The sequence below is a fragment of the Paenibacillus sp. FSL L8-0470 genome (genome assembly GCF_038008625.1).
Taxonomy (GTDB): Bacteria; Bacillota; Bacilli; order Paenibacillales; family Paenibacillaceae; genus Paenibacillus_AQ.
The window spans coordinates 4,989,878-5,012,049 of sequence record NZ_JBBOZM010000001.1; the positions used below are offsets into that span (position 1 = coordinate 4,989,878).

The following is a 22,172-nucleotide window of genomic DNA, read 5'->3' on the forward strand; positions in this document are numbered from 1 at the left end:
GGGGCTGTTTAGTGTATTCAGTATAGCAGACAGAGGGAACACCATAGAATGGACTAATTTGCAGTTGATTTGTATTTTCCTACGATTGTTTCTCGTTCTCCTGGACAGTCGGCATTCGTGTATTATCCCTTGTTTTGTTGAAGGATGGCCTTGTTTTGGAGCTGAGCACAGGCTGGCGCAGGATGATCTCACCCATTGCTTTTGCATTAAATGGTATAAACGGCCACAAATAAGATGAATTGTAGGACCGGTGCAGGGTCAGCAGTACGATGATCAGTGTGGTTCCGATCATAAAGCCCTGTACTTGGAACGCAGCAACGGCGACCAGCAGCACAAGCCTGACAATCCGGTTGGCCAGTCCAAGCTCATAACTCGGCGTTGCGAACATCCCGATGGAGGCTACCGCCATATACAGCACCACTTCATTCACGAACAGTCCGGTCTGTACGGCGATGTCTCCCACCAGAATAGCGGCAATCAGACCCATGGCTGAGCCAAGGGGTGTCGGTGTATGCACCGCCGCCATTCTCAGCAGGTCGACCCCAAGCTCGACAATCAGGAACTGGGCCAGGAGCGGGATTTTAGCTGTCTTCTGCGGTCCGATAAAGTCCAACATCTTCGGCAAAAGCTCAGGATGAATGACCATCAGCATCCACAGCGGCAGCAGAAACATAGAAGCAAAGATCCCGATGAACCGGACCCAGCGCAGGTAAGTCCCCATAAAGGGAGTCTGGCGGTTCTCCTCGGCATGCTGGCAGAGATCAAAAAACGTGGTCGGCAGGACGATGACACTTGGTGATGTATCTACAAAGATGACCACCCGGCCTTCCAGCAGATGAGAAGCTACGATATCCGGGCGCTCTGAATAGCGGACCAACGGATAAGGATTCCAGCCTCTGCCGACGATTGCCTCCTCCAGCTGCTTGTCTGCCAGTGGAATTCCGTCGATATCCACACTTTTAATTTTGTCGGTGACAGCCTTCACCTGGGTTTTGTCGACGATGTCGTCAATATACGCTACACAGACATCCGTCCGCGTCCGGCGGCCGACCTGGTGCATCTCGTATTTCAGCCCGGGGTCGCGGATTCGTCTGCGTACCAGTGCGACGTTGCTAAGCAGCGTCTCCGTGAACCCGTCCCGTGACCCGCGAACCACCCGTTCAATAGAGGGCTCATCAGGATTCCGTGAAGGATACGAGCGTGTATCCATAATAATAACCTGGGTCTCGCCTTCAATGAAGAACACACTCATTCCCGACAAAACCTTATTGATACTTTCGCTCAGCAGCTCACCTTTTTCTACCTGCACGTGGGGGATGTATTCAGTCATGAAGCTGGCCAGCACATCAGTAGAGACATTTTCCGGTGTCAGATAGGTAAGCCGCTTCAGAATCTCGTCAATAATCGTATCCTTGGCAAATCCGCTGATGCACAGGAGCGCCGCTCTCCGGCCGCCAAAGGACATCTCCCTGAACACGATATCAAAAGATGAACCCAGTCCCATGACCTCAGTCAGTGTATTTTTGGTATGCTCCAGGTTCGGTGAAACCTTGTCATTACCCTGCCAGTATTTAACCGATTCCTCTAGCGAATCAGAGCGCTCGTTGTCCCGTTTTAATTGCAGCGGGTCTATTTTTCCCTGGGGTGGAGCATCCTCCTGCTTAGCTTGTTTCTTGTCTTTTTTGGACTTCTGCGGCTGCTGGGTCTGCGCTTGTGACTGCTTCCCGCTCCCGGCCTCAGCCGTAGTTCCGGCTCCAGCCTGACTCCCCATTCCTGATTCATCGTCTGACTCAGCATCTTCCTCAGTATCCGGCTCTTCACTAAACAGTCTGGCGAAAAAACCCTTCTTGCCGCTCTCCGGCTCCTCTGCACCCAGCTCATCTGATGCTTCCATATCCTGCGGCTGGCTGCCGGTCTCATCCCCGGGATCAGCTGTGCCGGGGGACACTGCACTGTCATCCTCCGGTTTTTCCGATTCCGCTTCAGCTGCTCTATTATCGGCTTCGGGTGTAGAGGCTGAGCCTGCTGCTGCATTGCCGGTATCGGAGGCACAGGCCTGGCCGCTTCCAGCCTGTGCCTCCGCCCCTTGTCCTGCAGCTCCCTTTGCACTTTCCGCTGCGCTGCTTGCTTCCGTATCTGAACTTCCCTCTGCCAAAGGCACGGCTGCTTGTTGCGGGTCGTTCCCCTCCTGATCCGGTGTTCCTGCTCCATCCGAGGCTTGCAGATCATGGTCGCCATACCCGGTTGCTCCGGCGTCCACACCAATGTCCACACTGTTGTTTGTTCCCTTATCGGCACCTGCGCCCGGCGCAGCGGAATCTCCGTTGCTCTGGTTCCCCGTGCCAAGCTCAGTTGAAGCTTCAACGTCCTGATTGCCGGCATCGGTGCCGGATGTAACTTCTGCCTCTGTATCTTTACTGAATAATGTGTTGTAAAACTCCCGCACACCGCTTCCAGAGTTCTCTGTGTCTTGCGGTTGTGCCTCACCAGTAACCGCGTTGCTGCCTTCAGCCGTCTCACCATTATCCTTACTGTCTACCGCACCACCTCCAGCATTCGCATCCGTCCCCCCTGCCGGTTCCGCACCGCCAGCTTCCGCTCCGCCAGTTTCCGCGCGGCTATCCGCCTCTGCGCCGGCCTTCGTGTCATTTACCTGCTTGCTGTGAGCTTGTGCGGCTGCCGCTGCACTAACAATCGCTGCACTAATGGTACCTCTTCCGTCTGCGGCGATATTACCGGCTGTGCCTGACTGTGGTGCCTCTTGTTCCCCGGCATTCCCCGTATGAGCTTCCCCAAGATTATCCGCTGACTGGATTGCATAGCTCTCAGCTCCGTCTGCCGGAGCCGATCCAGTTGTCCCGCCACCAACATTGCCAGCCTGCGGCGCAGCCGGGCCAGCTGTCTGATTTTTTGCTTTTTTATCATCTACCTGATCACCGCTATGAATATACCTTACCACTCCATAACCCCCTTCTACTGTTGATATACAAAGAAGTCGAACAAAGAGCCTGCAACCTTGCCGCATACCATGGCCATCAGCAGCCCAAACAGATAATGCGTCATTTGCAGACGTTTTGCCAAGATCGGCAGCACATTCAAGACCTCTGTCAAAGCAGCGGCCAGCATGCCGACAAATATCCCGTCAAACAGCCCAACTCCCAGTTCGACCACAGGACCTGAGCTAATCCGCCAGTTCCAGAAATCACTCATAGTGCCAAGCAGAGAACCCCCGATCATCGCCCCTTCATACCAATGAACTTTGTCGTAGGAGGAAGTCAGCTGAGCCAGCCGGGGCACCATATCAAGCACGATAAACAGAGCGATCACCCCTCCGCCTACGGCAATCCCCCCGGCGATTCCGAGCAGTAAATTCAGTCCAAGTGTAATCGGCGCGGTCATGCTCCATCCTCATTAGGTCCTGATGGATCGTTTCCGCTGAGGTCCATTTTGCTATACTCCTCGTGGACTACATAATGGTCGATATTTTTCTGATAGAGGAACATTTCCACTTCGAGCGGAGTGGGCTCCTCATTCCATTTCTTCTTAAAGAGGTGGTTGAAAAAAATCACCATGCCAAACCCGATGCCCAGCGAATAGGCAATCTGGAACACATAGGGATGGTCATCCCGCCGTCCGGTCAGCATCTCCACGATACGGACATGTACTTCCTGCATGCTGACATCGGCATGAAAATTCATAATCGTCAGCGCCGATCCGAAGAAAAGCAGCAGCCACACCAGCACAAACAGCGCAACCGAAGGTTTGCGTGCTTCGACCGGCCCTTCGATCTGCACTATCGTCCGCCCCTCGCCAATCGGTTGGATGTCAGCACCCGGTATCAATTCGTGAATATGCGGGATAACCGTCAACAGGTCGATCAGAATGAGGTTCCCGTCACTTTGTGCCGGCTTCAGCAGCAGAATTGAATACAGCGGCTCCCTCCACTCCGGCTCGGTGATTAAATAAGCGATATCCCGCAGCGTGACCCCTTTCCCTTTGGGCACCATTACCCGATTCTTAAGCTGTATGTAAATGGCGGGAGCCGAATAAGTGTTCATCCGTACACCTCCTATTGTTGTCGTGAAAAGCAGGATGAGACGTAAGAATAACGGTAGTATGGGAGAAAAGGCTTATTTTTACTCCAGACCAGCAGAATTCAAGGTAAGACATCGCCTCTTCAGCGTCCAGAAACACTTTCCATTGATCTGTTCCTGCGGATTAGTATCCAAAAAGTGCATAAGTTCCGATTGTTTATCGGTATCGGAAAAGCAACGTATCAACTACCAAATCCTTTACATTGTTGACTGGATAGCGAGCTGGACAGACGCACAAAAAGCAGACCGGGCGATTCCCCTTGTCTGCCTTATCCTTTGTTTATTGGAGCTGTGTTCATTTCTCCCGCTCGATCTAGAATAGCAGCGAGCTCCAGAAACGAGATGTCATTCCGGTGCTATATACATTTTCCATTTGCCTACTCCTTCACTGATCCAAGTGTCATCCCTTTGACAAAATACTTTTGCAGGAAAGGATAAACAAGCAGGATCGGTGCTGCCCCGATGAAGATTTGCGCCGCTCGGACCGTAGTTTGCGAGATCAGCTCCATCTCCTTCGGATTCATGCTCATTGAGCTCATATCCCGCTGAATAATTACGGTCTGCAGGAAGGTCGCCAGCGGAAACTTGCTCGAATTGTTCATGTAGAGCAATCCATCAAACCAGGAATTCCAGTGGAATACCATGCTGAACAAAGCAATTGTAGCTATGGAAGGCAGTGAGATTGGCAAGTAGATGCTGAATAGGGTGCGGAAATGATTCGCCCCGTCCATCAGCGCTGCTTCCTCCAGCTCCTTGGGAACGCCGCGGAAGAAATTGAGCATTAGAATAATCAGGAAGGTATTGACTGCTCCCGGTAGCACCAGCACCCAGAAGGAATTCATCAGGCCGAGCTTTTGGACCACAATATAAAAGGGGATCATGCCGCCGTTAAATACCATCGTGAACACGAACAGCCAGGAATAAATGCTGCGGCCCTTGAAGACCGAATTTTCTTTGGACAGCGGATAGGCTGCAAGGAACGTAATGAGCAGCGTAAGCCCTGTACCGATCACCGTACGCTGCACAGAAATCCAAATGGAATGCAGGAATACCGGATTGTTGATCGTTTTTTTGTAGGCTTCCAGGGAAAACTGCTTCGGCCATAAGCCAACAAGATTGGCGTCTGCTGCCGATTTAGCACTGAAGGATACGGCCAGGACATGAACAAGCGGCACAATACACATAATGGCAAGAAAGATTAATAAACAGGTATTGAATATGTTAAAGATGCGGTACCCTTTTGTTTTGTAATACATAAGTTTCCCTCTTTCCCGGTTTGAATAGGTTTAGAAAATGCGATACCCCGCCCATTTTTTGGCCAGCTGATACGAGAGCAGGATAAGAACCATACTGATGGCCGACTTGAACAATCCAATCGCCGTGCCGAAGCCCATCTCGCCATTCTGAATCGCCGTACGGTATACAAAGGTGTCGATAATATCGCCCTTCTGATAAACCAGAGGGTTGTACAAGTTGAAGATCTGGTCAAAGCCTGCGTTCAGCACATTCCCCAAGGCCAGCGTTCCTACCACCACTACCATTGGAATCAGTGAAGGCATGGTGATGAAGCGTGTCTGCTTCCAGCGGTTCGCTCCGTCGATTTCAGCAGCTTCGTAGAGCGAAGGGTTGATGCCCGCAAGCGCCGCCAGGAAGACAATTGTGTTGTACCCGAATTCCTTCCAGACATCGGTCAGAATGACCGTGAAGCGGAACCAGTTGTTATCGCCCAGGAAAAAGATGGGTTTGATGCCGAGACTGCCGAGAATCTGGTTGACGAAGCCGTCTGTTGCCAGCAGATCCAGCAGGATTCCGCCGAGAATGACCCAAGAAAGGAAATGCGGCAGATAGACCAGTGTCTGGATCGTGCGCTGTACGGCGATCTTGCGGACCTCATTCAGCAGGATTGCAAATATAAATGGAACGAGCAGGTTGAAGATCATTTTCAGCACGGCAATAATGAGTGTGTTCCAAATGACCTGCATACTGTCTTCCCGTTCGAACAAATAGCGGAAATTATCGAGGCCCACCCACTCCGATCCGGAGATATGCAGCCACGGCTTGTAATCCTGAAAAGCCATGACGATCCCGCCCATTGGCAGAAAACTGAATAGAATCAGCAGTATCAGTGCAGGTACCAGCATGACGTGGAATTGCCAGTTTTTTCTTAGTGTTCTCATCCTTGATCCCCCATATAGTCAAGTTCTTCTGTATTCATAATTAAATTATAGCAACGGAGAAATGGACCAAGTAGAGAGCAAAAGCAATATAAATGGTACAAAAGCAATGTCTTTACCACAGGCGGCACAGGAGCCAATCAGCCTTCGCTGATGCGTGACGAAAGCCACATCCTGATATACCGGGAGCGGAAGCTTTCAGCAATGAAAAACAAACAGGACCGTCTCCTCCGGCGGAATCTTCCGCCGGGGAAACAGCCCTGCCCATCACACCAAACTTCAGCTTAAGAGCTTCAGCCGGTTATTTTACACTGTCATACCACTCGTTGACTTCTGCAGTAATTTTGTCGCCGCCGCCTGATTTCCAGTTCGCCACAAAGCTATCGAAGGAATCCAGCGGCTGTTTGCCGTAGATGATTTCATTGAAGGCCTGGTTTTCGATCTTGTTCAAATAGTCCATCTTCGATTTCATTGTTTCTGTAGTCGGTCCGGTGAACATATTTTTGAAGGATTTGTCCTCTTGCGTCAGCAATACTTTAGCTGCTGCCGGAGTATCCTTCCCGTAGTTGACCGATACATCCTTTTCCAGACGGGTTGTCGGCTCAGCACCGCCCGCCAGATTCTGCAGCGCCTTCATCTGGGCATTGGGAATCCGCGCTCCGTCACGCACCAGCAGGTAGCGTACACTGTTCACATAACCCCCGTTGATCTGTTCATTCGGGATCATCTTGCCGCTAGCATCCAGTTCATAGTCATAACCTGCGAACAAACCGTTGTCCAGCTTACTGCCCGGCTTAGGGTTAGCGTAATTGTCGTACAGATAGTTCTGATAAGTAAATATGGCTTCCGGATTCTTCATCTTCGTGCTGATCAGGGTTACCCCGTTGGTGAATTGTGTGCCGTGGCGCATCACCGTTCCATCCGGACCTGCCGGAAGTGCGATTGGCGTCCAAACGGCTTGCGGCGCATTCTTAATGGTATCCAAGAGCGGCCAGCCGCTCATCCAGTAAGGTCCTGGGATCATACCGGCGGTTCCCGCAACAGCAGGCTCGGAAGTCTTGTTCTCATCCCAAAGCGCAGCCTCCTGCGGAATGTAGCCTTTGTCATGCCAGTCTTTCAGCTTCGCCAGCCCTTGCTTCATGCCTTCATTTACAGAGCCGTATTCCAGCTTGCCGTCTGCTCCCATGTTCCACTGCTGCGGAAGGGTTCCATAGGCACCGAAGATCCATGAAGGATCACCCATCCAGGTGTTCATGGAAGTCTTGAAGCCGATGCTGAGCGGTGTCACTTTATCCGGTGCCAAGCCGTCCGGATTCTGATTCTTGAAGGCATCCATCACCTTCTCCATCTCATCAATGGTTGTTGGTGCTTTCAGTTTCAGTTTATCCAGCCAGTCTTGGCGGATCCACAGAATGTAATCATGGTTGTACGCGTAATCAAGTACCGGGATACCCATTTTTTTGCCGTCACGGCTGTATTGGTTCCAGACGTTAGGGTCCTGCGCCATCGCTTCCTTCCAAGTGTCAGAAGCGTATTTGTCGAACAGCGGGCCCACTTCGGCATACATGCCGGAATCAATCAAATCCTGGGCAACGGTAGCATCTCCTGTACCGATAGTCACCACATCCGGCATTTCCTGGCCGGAGGACATTGCGAGACGCAGCTTCGTACCGAAAGCGCCGTTCGTATCTGTGATCGACCACAGTGACTTGATATTGATGCCAAATTGTTCCTTGGCCCACTTCGTGGCTACGTTATTTTCGATAGATTCGCCGTTCTTGAATTTTAGCTCAGGGTCCACGCCCCATACGGTTGTGATAGTCACTTCGGGATCATATTTATCCTTGTAGGCGTTTACAGTTTCTTCCGATGCATTCGCGGCTTTGCCGGAAGCCTTGTTGTCCTTCGCTGTGTTATTGTTGCCCGAGCAGCCTGCGATACTGCCAGCCAGCAGCACGCTCATTCCCAGGAGCGGCAGCCATTTTTGTCTCTTCGCGCTCATTGTCTTCCCCCTTGGATTCAATAAGTATTGGTGATGTCTTCATTATAGGGAAAGGCAGTTTGGAGGAATACGTCATTTAAACAAGGTTTCTGCACCTTTGCCAACCTCTATCCGTCCCGGAATTCATTTGGCGTCATATTATAGTGCTTTTTGAACATTTTGCTGAAATATTGCGGATTCTGGTAGCCCAGCTCTGTGGTGATTTCGTAGATCTTCTTGTTCGTGTGCTTGAGCAGGTATAGTGCACGCTCCATCCGCATGCGGATGATATAATCGCCGAGCCCCTCGCCTGTTTCCGCCTTATAGATCTTGGACAAATATACCGGATGCAGGAACACATGGTCCGCGATCGTCTTCACCGACAGATCATGGCCGGAATGGCTGCCTACCAGTTCATGCACCTGTTTGATAATATAGCTTTTGGTATATTGGTCGCTTTCCGACAGCTTCTTTTGCAGCTTCGCCAGCATATCAAGCGCCCACTCCCGCAGCTTGTCAAAAGAAACAATGATGCTCTGGGTCAGCAGCGGATCAAACGCGTACTGGTCGATCTGTGAGATAAATTGCCCGCCCTTATGGGCAATGTACATAAACGCGTTGGTGATGGACAGAAACACCTCATACAGATGCTCCCTGGAGAAGCGGGCCGTCTCCATGTCGCTGAACACATCTGTAATCTTCTCACGGGCAGTCTCCCACTGCTTCGATTCGAGCAGATGAATCAGAGTTGGCGGACGGTACAAGCTCTCCAGAGACTTGATCGCCACCCGCTGCTGCAGTTGGTTCTCTTCCAGAAACAGCACCGGGCCGGATTCATTATGCGCCGCTAAATACATCGAACTGAGTGCGCTACGGTACGCGGCGGGCATTCCTTCGGGGAAGGTGAACCATTCCGTGACCACCAGAGAGATGTCCCCCTTCAGATAATTGCTGACCCCCGCGCGGAACCGGGCAATCGCAGCCTTAAGCAATTTCTGGCGAAGCTCCTCATAGCGGTCCGACATCTCGATGTCCCGGCGCGTAGCCGCATTAAGCTCAGCGAGCAAAATCAGGCAATCATGCGGCGCTTTGCCGAACCAGACATGGAACTGCTCATGGAACAGCTCCTCGGCGATATTGCCGATCGCATATTCCATCAGTGAGACAGAATGATGATCCATTGCCGTATAATGTTTGCCGAGCTGAATCACCAGCATAACTGCCGATGTCTCTGGATCAAAGGAGATTTCAACCTCCTGCAGCTTCGAAGCCAGCGTCCGCTCGGACATCACTCGTCCCAGCAGCAGATCATGCATCAGATTGGCCCGCAGTACGCTGTAGCTGGCTTTGCGGTTATAGAGCAGCTGATGATATTTATCATGCGCCTCCCATTCATCCCGCAGGGACTCGATGGCCCCGGAGACACTCTTGATAAACTCCTCGTCGCTGACAGGCTTCAGGATATAGTCGAAGGCCTGCAGCTGAATTGCTTTTTTGGCATATTGAAAATCGGAGTAGCCCGTCAGCAGGATGCAGCGGAGATTAGACCAGCGTTCGCTTGCCGTCTCAATCAGTTCAAGCCCTGTCATGCCCGGCATCGAAATATCCGTGACCATAATATCAATCGCCTGCTGTTCCAGTATATCGAGTGCTTCAGCCGACGAAGCTGCCTGATGTACCTGATACACACCGATTTCTTCCCACGGAATGGTGCGGGCCAGACTTTCTGTTACGTATGCTTCGTCGTCTACCAGTAAGATTTCAATCATTGTTGTTCCTCCCGGACCAGTTCTCTGTATTATCTTCGGGCAGCTGCCACAGCAAAGTGACCCTTAGCCCCCCCCAGCGGAGAAGCAGCGAAGGTTAAGCCCGCTTCCTCCCCGAACCTGAGGCGCATCCGCTGGTGGACATTCCACAGCCCGCAGCCCATCTCCTCATCCATTGCCCGGCCAAGCTTAGACTCAAGCTCCCTAATCGCCTCAGGTCTCATGCCCTGTCCATCATCCTCGACGGTGAGCGTCATCGTTCTGCCGCTGCAGGAGCCGGTTATCCGCAGCATTCCGGCGGCAGCCAGCGGCTGAATGCCGTGCAGCACCGCATTCTCGACGAGCGGCTGCAGCACAAGCGGAGGAAGGTCCAGCCTGCGCATTTGCGGTGGAATGTTCACAGTGTACTGCAGGCGGCTCATTCTCATATTTTGAATCTCCAGATAATGGGTCACAAATTCCACCTCCTCGGAGAGCGCCACAAGATCCCGTTCCTGCCGGGTGGTGTACCTGTAATAGCGGGAGAGGTTATGCGACATTCCAACCACTGCCTCATGGTTGCCGAGCTTCGCCATGCTTGTGATGAACGAAAAGCAATTATAGAAGAAATGCGGATTAATCTGTGATTGAAGCTGCTTCAGCCTGGCTTCCCGCACATGTATTTTTTCCATCAGCACATTCTCAATCAATTCCTGGATCTGTTCCACCATGCTGTTGAAACGTCCGGAGAGAAAACTGAACTCATTTTTGCCCCTGATGCCTACCCGGACCGAGTAATCCCCTTGCTTCAACCGCTGGAAGCCTCCCACCAATTGCCGCACCGGCACCTGAACCTGCACATAGAGGAAATAGGCAACCACGCAGCTCATCAGCAGCAAAGCACTGACGGATACGTAGAACAGGCGGTTCGAAGTATGGATCGGCTGCAGGATTTCCGTGAGCGGCATATAGTCGATTAAGTACCAGCCCATTTTGTCGGAATAAACGATGTTTACGCTATAGGACTCGCCATCAATCTCCAGCGTCCGGTTCTCACTTCCCTGAAGCGTCTCCTCTTCCAGCTTGTTCACCAGTTGGGCGGCAAGCGGACGGTCGGCACTGCGGTTAAAGATCTCGCCCGCGCCCTGCTTATAGTAGAAGGGGTCTCTTCTGCCGCCGCTTTTGAATTTATCCAGCATATCCTCAATATTCCGGCTGTCGAACACTACCTTCATAATAGTGGTTGCCCGCTCCGGGGAGAACTGCGACATATAAGGGGTAAAAGAAAACCAGGAGAACTGAAACCGTTCTTCGCCCTGCTCGGTAATCCTCTCTACCTGCCAGCCTGATTTCACTTCCCGCTTGAGATCCTCGTCCTTGTAGGGCTGGGCATCGTTTTCGGTAACGATCCGGTGAATTGAGGGGGAGTACAGATATAATTTGCTTTTCCAGTTGGACGAGCTCTCCTGAATGCTGATTTTGGTCTGAATGCGCTTCACCAGATTGATTGCCTCGAGGTCGAGATCGTGTCCGGCCAGATAAGTATCCTTAAGATTGAGGATGTCGGGATCATGAATCAGCAGAATCGGCCAAGAGGACAACAGTTCCATATTCGTCTCCACCTGGTTCTGAAAAAAACTAAGCTGATTGTTGTTCGAGGTATTCAGCTCGCTGCGCAGCACATCGGTAGTTGTCTTATTGGAATAAAAATAAAGAATCGTGATTGGAATCAGCATGATGATCATGATGCTCACCATCTTCGTAAATAAGTTATATCTGTACATCTCTCTACACACCCCGCGAATTGACATAGCTCTAATTGTACAAAGATTCCCTGAGGACGCAAAGGTAATCGCTGGAACCCGCAACAAACGGTTTTAGATTACCGGCAGCTCCCCGCAAATGGAAAACTGGAATATCCTTCCAGCCTGATTTCAGCTTGGTCTCCACTTAAGTGTAAACGCTTCACATATAGCCATATAGTTCACTTACGCAACATTTCAGCAGTTTTTGCAGCCAATATGGATGTTTCACAAACTTGGAAGAACGAAATTCTCCGGATGGGCTGAAACAAGTGGAAACGGATACCGTCCTCAAAAGGACGGTATCCGTTTCAGCGAGAAATAGAAAGATAATTTATAGCGTGCAGCATATAAATTCTTATATTTTAAAAAAAAGGATGTCACCCACAGCCGAATGGCTGCAGGGAACATCCTCCGCTTCTACTCAAAGCCCCGGGGGTTCTCCCCTCAGGCCTACTTTATATTACTCAGAAAGCCGCCTCCCTCTAATCGAGTGCTTCCTGACGGCTCTGTTGATTAGAGATAAGAAATAGTGCGGTCCAAATCAGCGCGAAGCCGATAATTTGCGGCAAGGTTACCAGCAGACCGAAGAAAATCCAGTTGATCAGGATTCCCGTCATCGGGAAGCTGAGCTCTGCCAAGGTGGCAACGGAAGCTTTGGTGGTGTTAAGACCTTTGTAATACAGCAGCATACTGAGCAGTCCGGGCAACAGTGCCTGCAGCAGCAGATTGATCGCAATCGCCGTTGAAGCGCCCAGTCCGCCGTGTACCTGCCAGGGAGCACCCTCCATAGCAGTGACGACGAACAAGAGAGGCAATGCCAGAATGAACCGTAGTGAAGTCACCGTTTCATACTTCATTGAACCCAGTAAATAGCGGCCCATTACTGTAGATCCGCCCCACAAGGCAGCGGCACCGAGCGCCAGCAGACTGCCGACACTGATGAAGCTGTTCACATGTCCGAAGGGTGCGGTCCAGCCAAAGGTCAGCAGATAAGTCCCTGCCAGTGCAATCACTATAAGCGGTCCGAAATTTCGGGGCAGGCGTTCTTTAAGGATGACAGCCGCCAGTCCGATGGCAAAGATCGGCTGCAGCTTCTGCAGCAGAAGCACCGCATTGAGGTCTCCGCTGGACAAGGCTTTGGTGAAGAGAATCGTAGCCACGGCGGAGCCGCCCCATGATACAACCATTAACGCTCCGGCCTGACGCAGACGAATTCCTTTCAGTTCAGCGCGATGCCGCCAAAGTACCGGCGCGGCAGCCAGAAAGAGCACAACATGCTCCAGGAGAACGATCTGTGAAGAGGTCATTGATTTGAGCAGGATGATGCGGAACAGCGGATCGACGCCCCATAACGCCGCTCCCAGCACAACCAGCCAGAACCCGCCGCGCAGCGGCGCCTGGCGCATCTCTGAAGTTGAAGCAGTTACATTACTCATAATTCCATTCTCCTTGTCGATACAAACCCTCGATAAGAGACCAAAAACCCCCGCGCTGCCTTCTGAGGGGCAAGCATCGGGGGTCATTATCAATAAAGACCATCAGGAATAAACCTGTCGTCTTTATCTTATGATCCTCTCCCATCCGGACTTTACCGTCGGCTCTGGAATGTCACCAGATCAGTCCTTTCCGCTGCTGTCAGCGAGAAGGAGTCGCGGGCTGAGTTCGCTTTGAACATCACCGCCGGTCAGGAATTTCACCTTACCCCGAGAATCTTGTATTCCGTTATTTTTTTCACAATCTTAGGATACTCCCGTTTATGATTTCCGTCCAGTATTTCATGAAAAAATTATATTATTTCATTCACCACCGCATTTCGCGCCCTCTAAATGATATTTTTTTGTAATTCCTGCTGAATTCATTAAGTTATAATAGAATTATGTGAATTATCCATATTCTTCATCCAATGAAAGAGAGGCCCTTATGAAAAGACCACTTGGAACAAACTTGCCGTTATCATTTATCGCTGTAGCCGCTATTGCATTTGCCGAAACTATCGCCTTTTTCGCTATCTCCTTGTTTGGAGGGATGCAATTTTATGCCCCGCTTTCCGCCGTTGTCGCTTTTGCCCTTGCAGTTTATGCGGTGCTGGCGATCTTTGACTTGTTCAATCTGCGTATCCGGCGGATCGTGCTCGCCTCTTTCGCCGGGGTATGTCTACTGGCGGCAGGCGTTTATGAAATCAACCAGGCTTATGTGAACAGCCTCGCTGAAGTGAATGACCGGGAGATTTCTCTGGAGAAATATAAACCTTTCCAGCCGGAATCCAAGATAGCCATACTGGACCAAACCTCCACTTATAAGATCACAGACGAGCTTCCGCGGCTAGACGGTGCAACCGCACTCTACCCGCTATATTCCGCTTTTGTTCAAGCCGTCTACCCGAAGGACGACTATAGCGTATATGATTTTGAGAGCAGTACGGTAGTCTGCACTTCGACCTCCACTGCTTATGACCGTCTGATCGAAGGAGATACGGATATTATTTTTGCAGCAGCCCCCTCTCTCTCCCAACAGAAATCAGCCAAAGCAGCCGGCAAAGAGCTAGTTCTTACGCCTATTGGCCGCGAGGCCTTTGTCTTCTTCGTTCATAAGCGGAACAAGGTGGACGGATTGACCACACAGCAAATCAAGGATATCTATTCCGGCAAGCTGACGAATTGGAAACAAGTAGGCGGCAAACGGGACTCGATCCGGGCGTTCCAGCGGGAAGAAAACAGCGGCAGCCAAACCATGCTTGAGAAAATCATGGAGGGTACCCCGCTCATGACAGCTCCGCAAAAAGATGTTATGGATGTGATGAGCGGCATTATCAGCCAGACCGCCAGCTACCGGAATTATAAAAATGCTCTTGGCTTCAGCTTCCTGTTCTACGCCTCGGAGATGAACAGTAATAACGAGATCAAGCTGCTCGCCGTCGACGGGGTTGAGCCCAGCAGGGAGAGCATTCGCAGCGGAGCCTATCCTTTTGCCTCCGAATTTTATGCCGTAACCGCCGGAAGCACCAATCCGCATATCCAGCCTTTTCTGGATTGGGTAGTTTCTCCCGAGGGTCAGGAACTGGTGGCAAAGACCGGCTATACCCCGGTAAAATAAGCTTCGGACTACTCCCTACCCCAAACGCAGATACATAAAAAGGCAGCAGGTTCCCGCATACCCGGGTCCCTGCTGCTTCTCTATAATGCCGATCTTCTTTGTACACAAGCATATCTGACTGCTGCTACTCTGACAACGTCCCGGTAGATGAGCCTTAAGGCGAGTTCTCTTGTGCTGACAGCAGCCGTGTCCGCTTCTTTCGGTCCGGATCAGCCACGATGCGGATATCCTGCTCAAAGATCAGGGTAGCGCGGTCTTCCAGTGTATACTGCGGCCAAGACAGGTCTGGCACCGACGGATCGCCACGGTGGGCAAAGGCTGTCCAGGCGTAGAGCATCGCATCCGACAATCGCTCCATGGCAGGAGTAACCTCTACTCCATAATGCGCCATATGCGATAAATTATTAAATACATAGCAGATTTCCGCACTGTGCACAGCCTTCTCGAGCAGCGGATGGCCGGGTATGGTCCAGTCGAACCGGTACATCCATACCGGGGCATAGCGATGCTGCCGCTCAGCGATAGAAATGGAGCTGTCCCAGAAATAGAGGTCCGTCAGAAAATCAGCCTGTCCCTCCACGGTCTTGGGATAATGGAGCGCGAGTTCAGCCAGATTCTCTACTCCCATCATCATTTCCAGAGCTTGAAGTGACTGGTCAAAGTTCTCTGCCGAACCACTTCCCCGGAAGAACAGGTTGCCCTCATGAAGATTCGTCCCGATCACAAGCGGTATACCGCTTGCTGCACCCTCTGCAATAGCCTGCGCCGGATCTGCCGGCAAAGTATCCGGCTCAATAACGGGCTGGAACAGCATACTCATCGCATTGCCGGACAGCTTGTAAACCATCGCCCCTGCTGCCTTCAATATTTGCTCTGCCGGGAGTGTGTCCAGCAGTGTGGTATCGCCGCCTGGACGAATCCCGAGCTCGGCCAGAAAAGCTGCGCCAATCTCTTCACCTTGCTGCGCCTTCAGGGTCTGTGCAGCCCCGCTCTGCATAATAGCTCCGGCAAACAAGCCTTGTGCCGCAGGCATCGCCAGCAGCGCGGCAATACTCATGCTGCCCGCAGACTCGCCGAAGAGGGTAACCCGTTTCGGGTCGCCGCCAAACGCGGCAATATTGCCCTGCACCCATTGCAGTGCGGCAATTTGGTCCAGCAGACCGGCATTGGAGGCCAAGCCGCCGCCAAACGGCGACAAATGCATGAAACCGAACGGTCCCAGCCGATAATTGACTGTAACCACAATGACCTTTCCTTTACTGGCCATATGGGTACCTTCGAACATCGGCTGGCTGCCGGCTCCGGTTTCAAAAGTGCCCCCATGAATCCATACCATGACCGGCAGAGCTTCACCTTCAGCCGCTGGCGACCAGATGTTCAGGTACAGGCAATCTTCGGAATATTCAGGAGTTGTACCTCCGAATCGGGTACTGCCGGTACTGACAGGCTGATGGCTGACCGGGCCGAATTCCCTGGCCTCTCTAATAGAATTCCATGGCTCCGGCGGCTGTGGCGCGCGAAATCGCAGCTCACCTACAGGCGGGGCGGCAAAAGGAATTCCGCGCCAGATGTTCACACCGTCACTTTGTGTTCCTTGCAGCTTCCCATATAATGTATCTGCCACGGGTCCTGTCATAAAACAATCATCCTCTCGCTTTATTCCTTTTTTTCTTCGATCACTTGATATAATCCGGAGCGGAAACGGAACCACTGGAAGACATGGGTAACGACCACCTTCAGCACGGCATAACCCGGAACAGCCAGGATAATGCCAAGCACGCCGAACATTTTACCGGCAAAAATAATGACGAAAATTATAGTAATCGGATGTATCTTCAGCGACTTGCCCATGATCTGCGGTGAAATAAATTTACCTTCAATCAGCTGGACCGCAGTCCAGACGAAGATCATTTTCAGCAGCATGAAAGGAGAAGTTACCATCGCAACGATTAAGGCTGGAGTAATGGCAATGGCCGGACCCAAATAGGGAACTACCGCCGTACAGGCTGCAACGATCGCCAGCACCAGGGAATACTCCAGCCCGATAATCAAATACCCGATATAGAGCAGCGCACCGATGCAGCAGCTTACGATAATTTGTCCGCGGATATAGGAAGCCACCTGGCTGTTCATTTCGGACATTACTTCCCGAGTCTGCGGCTGCAAGCCTGTAGGGATGAACCTCATCAGGTAATCAGGCAGCTTTTTGCCGTCACGGAGCAGGTAGAACAGGATAAATGGCGTGGTTACCACAGCCAGAACAATTTCGGTCAATGCCCCAACGAAGCTGCCAACGCCATTCACTGCGTTATTCAGAAAGGAGGTAGCCCATGTTGTCACCTTGCTGGTGATATTAGTGAAGTCCATGCCAATATTCTCCTGAATGCGCTCGAACTGCTCACTGCCGGTCAGATTAACGAATTCCTGCTGAATCTGCTCACTGTATTTAGGGAAATTATCAATCAGTCCAAGCAGCTGGGTGCGGATTATCGGAATGACTGTCAGCAGAATTAGTGTAATAATCCCGGCGATCACCAGATACAGAATCACAATCCCATAGGCACGCTTCACTTTACTTCTTCTCTCCAACCGGTCAACCAGCGGATTCAGCAAATAGTAGGCGATTCCGGAGAGCAGCAGCGGAGCCGCCACTGTGTGCAGCAGGACCGATATCGGCTTGAAGATAAACGGAACCTTGGAGAACACTAGAATCGTAACCCCGATAAGTAAAATAATCAGTAAAGAAACCACAAATTTGTTATTTAAAAAAAACTTTTTAAACCTCTCAGGCCATACCTGCACCCTCTCCATTACTGCTTTCCCCCTAATACAAAGACTTATCTGTAAGTGTGATAAATTGCACTTGCTATTAGCATAGTCAACGCAGGGGTTGCAAGTCAAATTTTCAGCACTTGCCCCCCTCTATGGAATTCCGCACCTTTTACGCTGCGTTTTTGAAAGCTCCAGATCCAGATGTCATCCTCAAATCAAAGGTTTATGTAAACTTACCAGCAGCTTTTCCACTAGGCACAATGCATTCAGGGAGACCGATTCCACATGGGTTTCAAAGCTTTCAACACTTTCTTCGTCCGCATATGTCAATCAGCACCTGCGTCGCAATGCAGGCGTTGACTTTACCCACCCCGCAGATTACCAGAACCACTTGAGCCTCTCCGTAGAATCCGGAATAGAATTTCAGGGATGCTTTTTCATAAACCGAATCTATATAACATTTCTTTATCAGATGTTCAATTTCTTCATCCGATGGTCCTATTACACGAGAGATCACAAAAACAACCTCCCGTCAGCGTAAATAACAGCCATTGTTAATATCAAACGTTGCACCGGTATAAGCCCTTGACTTTCTGCTCAACAAAAAAACAACACTTTCGGCAATCTCTTCTGCCAGCAGCGGCTCCTTAGTCAATTGATGCTCCAGATATTCCGTCTGTCTCCAATCGGGAATATGGCTCATCATCGGTGTATTCGTCATTGTCGGCGCAACCGCGTTTACGCGGATATAGGGGGCGAAGTTCATCGCGCAGCTCTTCGTCAAACCCAGAATAGCCGCTTTCGACAAGCCGTAAACGGCATCCGAGCTTCCCTCCTGTCCGGATACGGACGACATGTTGACGATTGCGCCTTGGCGACGGCTTCCTAGCAGCAGCCTGCCGAACATCTGAGAGAAATAGACATAACCTTTCACGTTGATATCCAGCACCCGATCTATTTCATCAGGGGCATACTCAAGGATACTTTTGCCCAAATAGATGCCTGCATTGTTGACCAAACCATTGATATCCGCATGCTGCTGCTCTATATAGGCAAAGAATTGTTTCACCTCGCGGTGATGACTGGCATCCAGCCGATAGGCGGACAACTTGCCGGAAGCCATTTCCGATTCCAACTGCTCCAGCGCCGGGCCGTTGATATCGCAGGCTATGACGCCCGCACCCTCCCGCAGACCAAGCCGGACAATTTCCCTGCCAATCCCGGAAGCGGCTCCGGTTACTATAATTTTCATGGCATTCAGCATATGATCTGTCTCCTTGTTCCACAGCGGCTTTACAGCTGCTTCAGTCGAATTTAATATCTGCAATTTGCCCTGCTTCCACAAATCCTACAGCTTGGTAGACCTTGTTGGAATCCGGGTTTTTGTCGTCTGCGTACAGCACCGGAGTTAAGCCTTCGGCGAGCAAAATTTGGCATAGTTCAGCCACGGCTGCGCTGGCATACCCTTGTTTACGGTGAGTGCGCGGCGTATAGACATTATTAATCCGGACATGTCTCGCCGAGCGGTGTGCGATGGCCGCCATTGATACGGGCACACCTTCCACAACCCACAAATACAGGTTGCCGGCACGAACCGCTTCATCCGCATAGGAAAGAAAATTCTCCTGCTGCTCAGAAGTCCCAAAGGCATCCTCTACGAATCGGGCTGTAAACTCCGCGATCACCGGAATATGGGCCTCACCGGCCTGCAACAGCGACCCACTGACATGACCGGGTTTCCGCACCTCCGGGCAATGGTAAGCTTTTAGCATCATATAGGTATGATGAAGTTTCCCTTTGGCCGCGCAAAAAGCTTCCGCGAATGCCTTAGCCGTCTCCGGCTCTGCGCTGATTCCAGGGATTCCGCTATCCTTCACCCGTTCCGCCAGCTGCCGCACCAAATCATCCCGCTGCTGTACTTCAAGCTCCTTCGAAACCCATAACCAGGCATTGTGACCTGTCGATTGGGTGAAGATCAGTTGATCATCAATGCTTTTGAGCTTGATCGCATCCGCGTACTCCGTAATGCGGTGAATCAGATTATGTAGAACCTCCTCTTGCTTAAACCCACTGCTATACAGCACTCTATCATCCGGCTCAAAATTCTCAAACATCTCTCAACCCCCTAATTTTTCCTTTATTTCAATCATAATGCGCCTGCCGGAAAAAATAAACAGCCCTTCACCAGAATATCCGGTTCGGGCTGTTGGTCAAACCACCAGGTTTCGCCAATTGGCGTACTTGTTGGGCATTGGGAAAGTAACGGGAATAATACCCTTTACTTTCATCAGAATCCCGATTACCGGGAGGGTAGCGGGAATTCCTAACGGTAATTAAGTCGAATTCCCCTGCTACGTAATATATTGAAATTTTAGCGGGCTGATTTCCCGGCAACAGCTCTATTTCACTAAATAAGCCTAATACAGCGGTAACTATTCCCGTTACTGTGGTACCTGCTGGCCAACCCTCACCCTCTGGGTGCCCTCTCCGCCAGCCAGCCTGAATGTTGTACCGACGGGAGATTCTACTTATCCAGCGGTATGGTGATGCTCTGGCCGGTATGAGTAGCAACCCGGATTTCATGCCCTGTCAGCTCCACACCGAGAAGCTGCAACGGGTCACCTGCTGGTTCGGCAGCCATAGCCTCGTCTCCTTCACCGCTGTCTCCCGGCTCGCCATACACGGCCGAAATCAGCCAGTGGGTCCCGGGAGCAAGCTTAGCCTGCAGCGTCGGTATGACTGTCCGCGGCCGCAGCACATTGGTATTGGTATGAGGACGGATCAGCACTGCTTCGCTGTAGCCGGCCAAGCCGAGAATGCCGCTGGTGCCATGGCTGCTGATCGCTGTCATACCTGCTCCTTCAGCAGGAAGTATCTCATGCAGTCCAGGCTCCAGCGCCAAGGCAAAACCGCCTTCTGCGGCATCCAGTGTTCTTTCTGTTTCTACCCGGTGAATCCGGATATGCCAGGGAAGACCAGCCACAACCCAGGTCTGCACCTCCACATTGGACCACGGCTTCCATCTGGAGAAGAGCAGATTGTCTTCAATCCGCGTCTCTTCATTTTGTCTTCTCACCCGGTACAGATTATCGCCCGCCTCGCTGAGCGCCAGCATGGAATCAAATGCGCCCTGGGAGATTCCCCATTCCGAACGGGGAACGCTGAACCCAAAAGCAGTGGAATAAGCGAACTTCTCATATTTGGCCGAAGTATGGGTATGCTCATTGGTGCCTTTATGCCCGCTGTTGAAGGCGACGACATGATCGCTTTCTGCCCGGCGGCAAATAACAAGATGAGCAGGCTGCTGCACGGCTAGTGCTTCAAGCTCCGGAAGCGGCAGCTCCTCCGCCTGCCAGAAGGGATGGTAATCCGGCAGGGCCAGCGGCAGGAAGAATTTCAAGGACCAATACGGCGACCCCGGCGAGTTATAGTTCTCGGCCATCACCAGGTTGGGATAGGTATAACCGATGTTCAATACGCCGTCCGCGTTCAGAATATCCTGCTGGAACCACCAGCGTAAGTTGCGCAGAACGATCCCTTTGACAACACCATAAGGCACAGCTTCAACTCCTGCATAAGCAAGGGCCCCCCAGAAGGCCGATTGGGCGAACCGGTAGGTCAAGCTGCGGCCATACGGAAGCGCGGAGCCGTCCGCAGCAAACCAATAGATGAATTCAGCAGCGAACTTTCCGGCCCGTTCCCTGAACACGCTTGCCCGCTCAGGATCTTCCTCACCCATCAGTTCGGCATAGAGCAGCCCGTAGAAATGGATGGCGAACGGAACATAATAATCACTATGACCGCCGATCCCGTCGCTGTACCAGCCATCGGTCAAGTAGAAATCATCCATGCGCCGCAGATTCTGCTCCAGTTGATCGGCATCATACGGTAGGCCAGCCTTGCGGAAGCCTAGATTAACCAGCACATTAAAGAAGAGCCAATTGCAGTCATAACAAGGATGTGAGTTCATCTGGTTCAGCCAATTGAACAAATTCCTCTGCTCCCGTTCGCTCAGCGGCCCCCAGATCCGGTCCGGGATCAGCGCCAACCCGTAGCCAAATGCTGCCATCTCCACAAGGCGCTGGTCATAATCACCGACCTCACCCCAGTATTCCTTATGCTCCGGGTCGGTCCCGTTGCGGATGCCGTCCAGCAGCATCTCCCACATGTCATCTTCGCCGCCACCGGCCAGAAACGGCACAAATCCCCATAATACCCGGGAGAAGCCCTCCATTTCGGCAATATCGGGCCCGTAATGAACTCCGGTTACCCCCAGCTTCAGACGGGCACGTCCCTCACTATAGTAAGGCTTAAGCGGATAGGCCAGCTGACGGAAAGCATTTTGCATATCTTCTTTTGTGACCAGCGGATTAGCCCCAATTGGTCCCCATTGGCTACTCATCGACATCACTCCTAATTGCTTCTCGAATTTTTATAGAGTCAGGCTCCAACTATACACGTTCAGAATCGATGCGCTCACTGATGCAACTTTTGCTGTGCTGTTGGTG

At 51.5% G+C, this 22,172-nt stretch carries 16 protein-coding genes and 1 riboswitch; of the genes, 1 reads left to right on the plus strand and 15 read right to left on the minus strand.

Going from position 1 to position 22,172, the window contains the following annotated elements; all coding sequences use genetic code 11:
- Positions 1-79: 79 nt before the first annotated feature.
- The 9 genes from NST99_RS22860 to NST99_RS22900 all read right to left on the minus strand — a co-directional run bounded on the left by NST99_RS22860 (position 80) and on the right by NST99_RS22900 (position 13,235).
- A complete protein-coding gene (locus NST99_RS22860; protein WP_341097726.1) occupies positions 80-1,771 on the minus strand; it encodes a spore germination protein in 1,692 nt (563 codons plus the stop codon).
- 1,202 nt (positions 1,772-2,973) lie between these two features.
- Entirely contained in the window at positions 2,974-3,399 is a 426-nt protein-coding gene (locus NST99_RS22865; protein ID WP_038594622.1) for a stage V sporulation protein AB, read from the minus strand.
- Positions 3,396-4,058 carry a stage V sporulation protein AA gene (locus NST99_RS22870; protein ID WP_341094615.1) on the minus strand — a complete coding sequence of 221 codons (663 nt, stop codon included), beginning with the start codon at positions 4,056-4,058 and terminating at the stop codon, positions 3,396-3,398. Before NST99_RS22870 ends, NST99_RS22865 begins: the two co-directional genes overlap by 4 nt.
- Positions 4,059-4,471: 413 nt before the next feature.
- Positions 4,472-5,350 carry a carbohydrate ABC transporter permease gene (locus NST99_RS22875; protein WP_341094617.1) on the minus strand — a complete coding sequence of 293 codons (879 nt, stop codon included), beginning with the start codon at positions 5,348-5,350 and terminating at the stop codon, positions 4,472-4,474.
- A 30-nt stretch (positions 5,351-5,380) separates the two neighbouring features.
- Positions 5,381-6,271, minus strand: coding sequence for an ABC transporter permease (locus tag NST99_RS22880; protein WP_341094618.1), 891 nt, complete (start codon positions 6,269-6,271; stop codon positions 5,381-5,383).
- Positions 6,272-6,569: 298 nt separating this feature from the next.
- Entirely contained in the window at positions 6,570-8,270 is a 1,701-nt protein-coding gene (locus NST99_RS22885; RefSeq protein WP_341094619.1) for a sugar ABC transporter, read from the minus strand.
- A 107-nt stretch (positions 8,271-8,377) separates the two neighbouring features.
- Positions 8,378-10,018 (minus strand): response regulator, encoded by a 1,641-nt coding sequence (locus NST99_RS22890; RefSeq protein ID WP_341094621.1) that lies wholly within the window; start codon positions 10,016-10,018, stop codon positions 8,378-8,380.
- A 29-nt stretch (positions 10,019-10,047) separates the two neighbouring features.
- Positions 10,048-11,778 (minus strand): sensor histidine kinase, encoded by a 1,731-nt coding sequence (locus NST99_RS22895; protein ID WP_341094622.1) that lies wholly within the window; start codon positions 11,776-11,778, stop codon positions 10,048-10,050.
- A 503-nt stretch (positions 11,779-12,281) separates the two neighbouring features.
- Entirely contained in the window at positions 12,282-13,235 is a 954-nt protein-coding gene (locus NST99_RS22900; protein ID WP_341094624.1) for a DMT family transporter, read from the minus strand.
- A gap of 129 nt (positions 13,236-13,364) precedes the next feature.
- A riboswitch (FMN riboswitch) is annotated at positions 13,365-13,514 on the minus strand.
- 205 nt (positions 13,515-13,719) lie between these two features.
- Here NST99_RS22900 and NST99_RS22905 point away from each other — a divergent pair.
- A complete protein-coding gene (locus NST99_RS22905; RefSeq protein ID WP_341094625.1) occupies positions 13,720-14,892 on the plus strand; it encodes a PstS family phosphate ABC transporter substrate-binding protein in 1,173 nt (390 codons plus the stop codon).
- Positions 14,893-15,046: 154 nt separating this feature from the next.
- On the opposite strand, the gene NST99_RS22910 is transcribed toward NST99_RS22905, so the two are convergent.
- From NST99_RS22910 to NST99_RS22935, 6 genes are all read right to left on the minus strand, one after another.
- Positions 15,047-16,528, minus strand: a complete 1,482-nt coding sequence (locus NST99_RS22910) for a carboxylesterase/lipase family protein (RefSeq protein ID WP_341094626.1) — start codon at positions 16,526-16,528, stop codon at positions 15,047-15,049.
- A gap of 20 nt (positions 16,529-16,548) precedes the next feature.
- On the minus strand, positions 16,549-17,703 hold the full coding sequence (locus NST99_RS22915) for an AI-2E family transporter (RefSeq protein ID WP_340897385.1): 1,155 nt from the start codon (positions 17,701-17,703) through the stop codon (positions 16,549-16,551).
- Between the two features lie 262 nt (positions 17,704-17,965).
- Entirely contained in the window at positions 17,966-18,181 is a 216-nt protein-coding gene (locus NST99_RS22920) for a phosphorylase family protein (RefSeq protein ID WP_341094627.1), read from the minus strand.
- A 15-nt stretch (positions 18,182-18,196) separates the two neighbouring features.
- Positions 18,197-18,928 carry an SDR family NAD(P)-dependent oxidoreductase gene (locus tag NST99_RS22925; RefSeq protein ID WP_341094628.1) on the minus strand — a complete coding sequence of 244 codons (732 nt, stop codon included), beginning with the start codon at positions 18,926-18,928 and terminating at the stop codon, positions 18,197-18,199.
- Between the two features lie 40 nt (positions 18,929-18,968).
- A complete protein-coding gene (locus NST99_RS22930) occupies positions 18,969-19,778 on the minus strand; it encodes a GNAT family N-acetyltransferase (protein ID WP_341094629.1) in 810 nt (269 codons plus the stop codon).
- 410 nt (positions 19,779-20,188) lie between these two features.
- Positions 20,189-22,066 carry a DUF2264 domain-containing protein gene (locus NST99_RS22935; protein WP_341094630.1) on the minus strand — a complete coding sequence of 626 codons (1,878 nt, stop codon included), beginning with the start codon at positions 22,064-22,066 and terminating at the stop codon, positions 20,189-20,191.
- Positions 22,067-22,172 lie beyond the last annotated feature (106 nt).

Bases quoted from the DNA above. Each gene is read 5' to 3' on its own strand.
- NST99_RS22865 (WP_038594622.1), bottom strand. From the start codon at position 3,399: ATGACCGCGCCGATTACACTTGGACTGAATTTACTGCTCGGAATCGCC.
- NST99_RS22915 (WP_340897385.1), bottom strand. From the start codon at position 17,703: ATGGAGAGGGTGCAGGTATGGCCTGAGAGGTTTAAAAAGTTTTTTTTA.
- NST99_RS22885 (WP_341094619.1), bottom strand. From the start codon at position 8,270: ATGAGCGCGAAGAGACAAAAATGGCTGCCGCTCCTGGGAATGAGCGTG.
- NST99_RS22905 (WP_341094625.1), top strand. From the start codon at position 13,720: ATGAAAAGACCACTTGGAACAAACTTGCCGTTATCATTTATCGCTGTA.
- NST99_RS22860 (WP_341097726.1), bottom strand. From the start codon at position 1,771: ATGGGGAGTCAGGCTGGAGCCGGAACTACGGCTGAGGCCGGGAGCGGG.
- NST99_RS22875 (WP_341094617.1), bottom strand. From the start codon at position 5,350: ATGTATTACAAAACAAAAGGGTACCGCATCTTTAACATATTCAATACC.
- NST99_RS22910 (WP_341094626.1), bottom strand. From the start codon at position 16,528: ATGACAGGACCCGTGGCAGATACATTATATGGGAAGCTGCAAGGAACA.
- NST99_RS22900 (WP_341094624.1), bottom strand. From the start codon at position 13,235: ATGAGTAATGTAACTGCTTCAACTTCAGAGATGCGCCAGGCGCCGCTG.
- NST99_RS22890 (WP_341094621.1), bottom strand. From the start codon at position 10,018: ATGATTGAAATCTTACTGGTAGACGACGAAGCATACGTAACAGAAAGT.
- NST99_RS22870 (WP_341094615.1), bottom strand. From the start codon at position 4,058: ATGAACACTTATTCGGCTCCCGCCATTTACATACAGCTTAAGAATCGG.
- NST99_RS22925 (WP_341094628.1), bottom strand. From the start codon at position 18,928: ATGCTGAATGCCATGAAAATTATAGTAACCGGAGCCGCTTCCGGGATT.
- NST99_RS22935 (WP_341094630.1), bottom strand. From the start codon at position 22,066: ATGAGTAGCCAATGGGGACCAATTGGGGCTAATCCGCTGGTCACAAAA.
- NST99_RS22895 (WP_341094622.1), bottom strand. From the start codon at position 11,778: ATGTACAGATATAACTTATTTACGAAGATGGTGAGCATCATGATCATC.
- NST99_RS22880 (WP_341094618.1), bottom strand. From the start codon at position 6,271: ATGAGAACACTAAGAAAAAACTGGCAATTCCACGTCATGCTGGTACCT.
- NST99_RS22930 (WP_341094629.1), bottom strand. From the start codon at position 19,778: ATGTTTGAGAATTTTGAGCCGGATGATAGAGTGCTGTATAGCAGTGGG.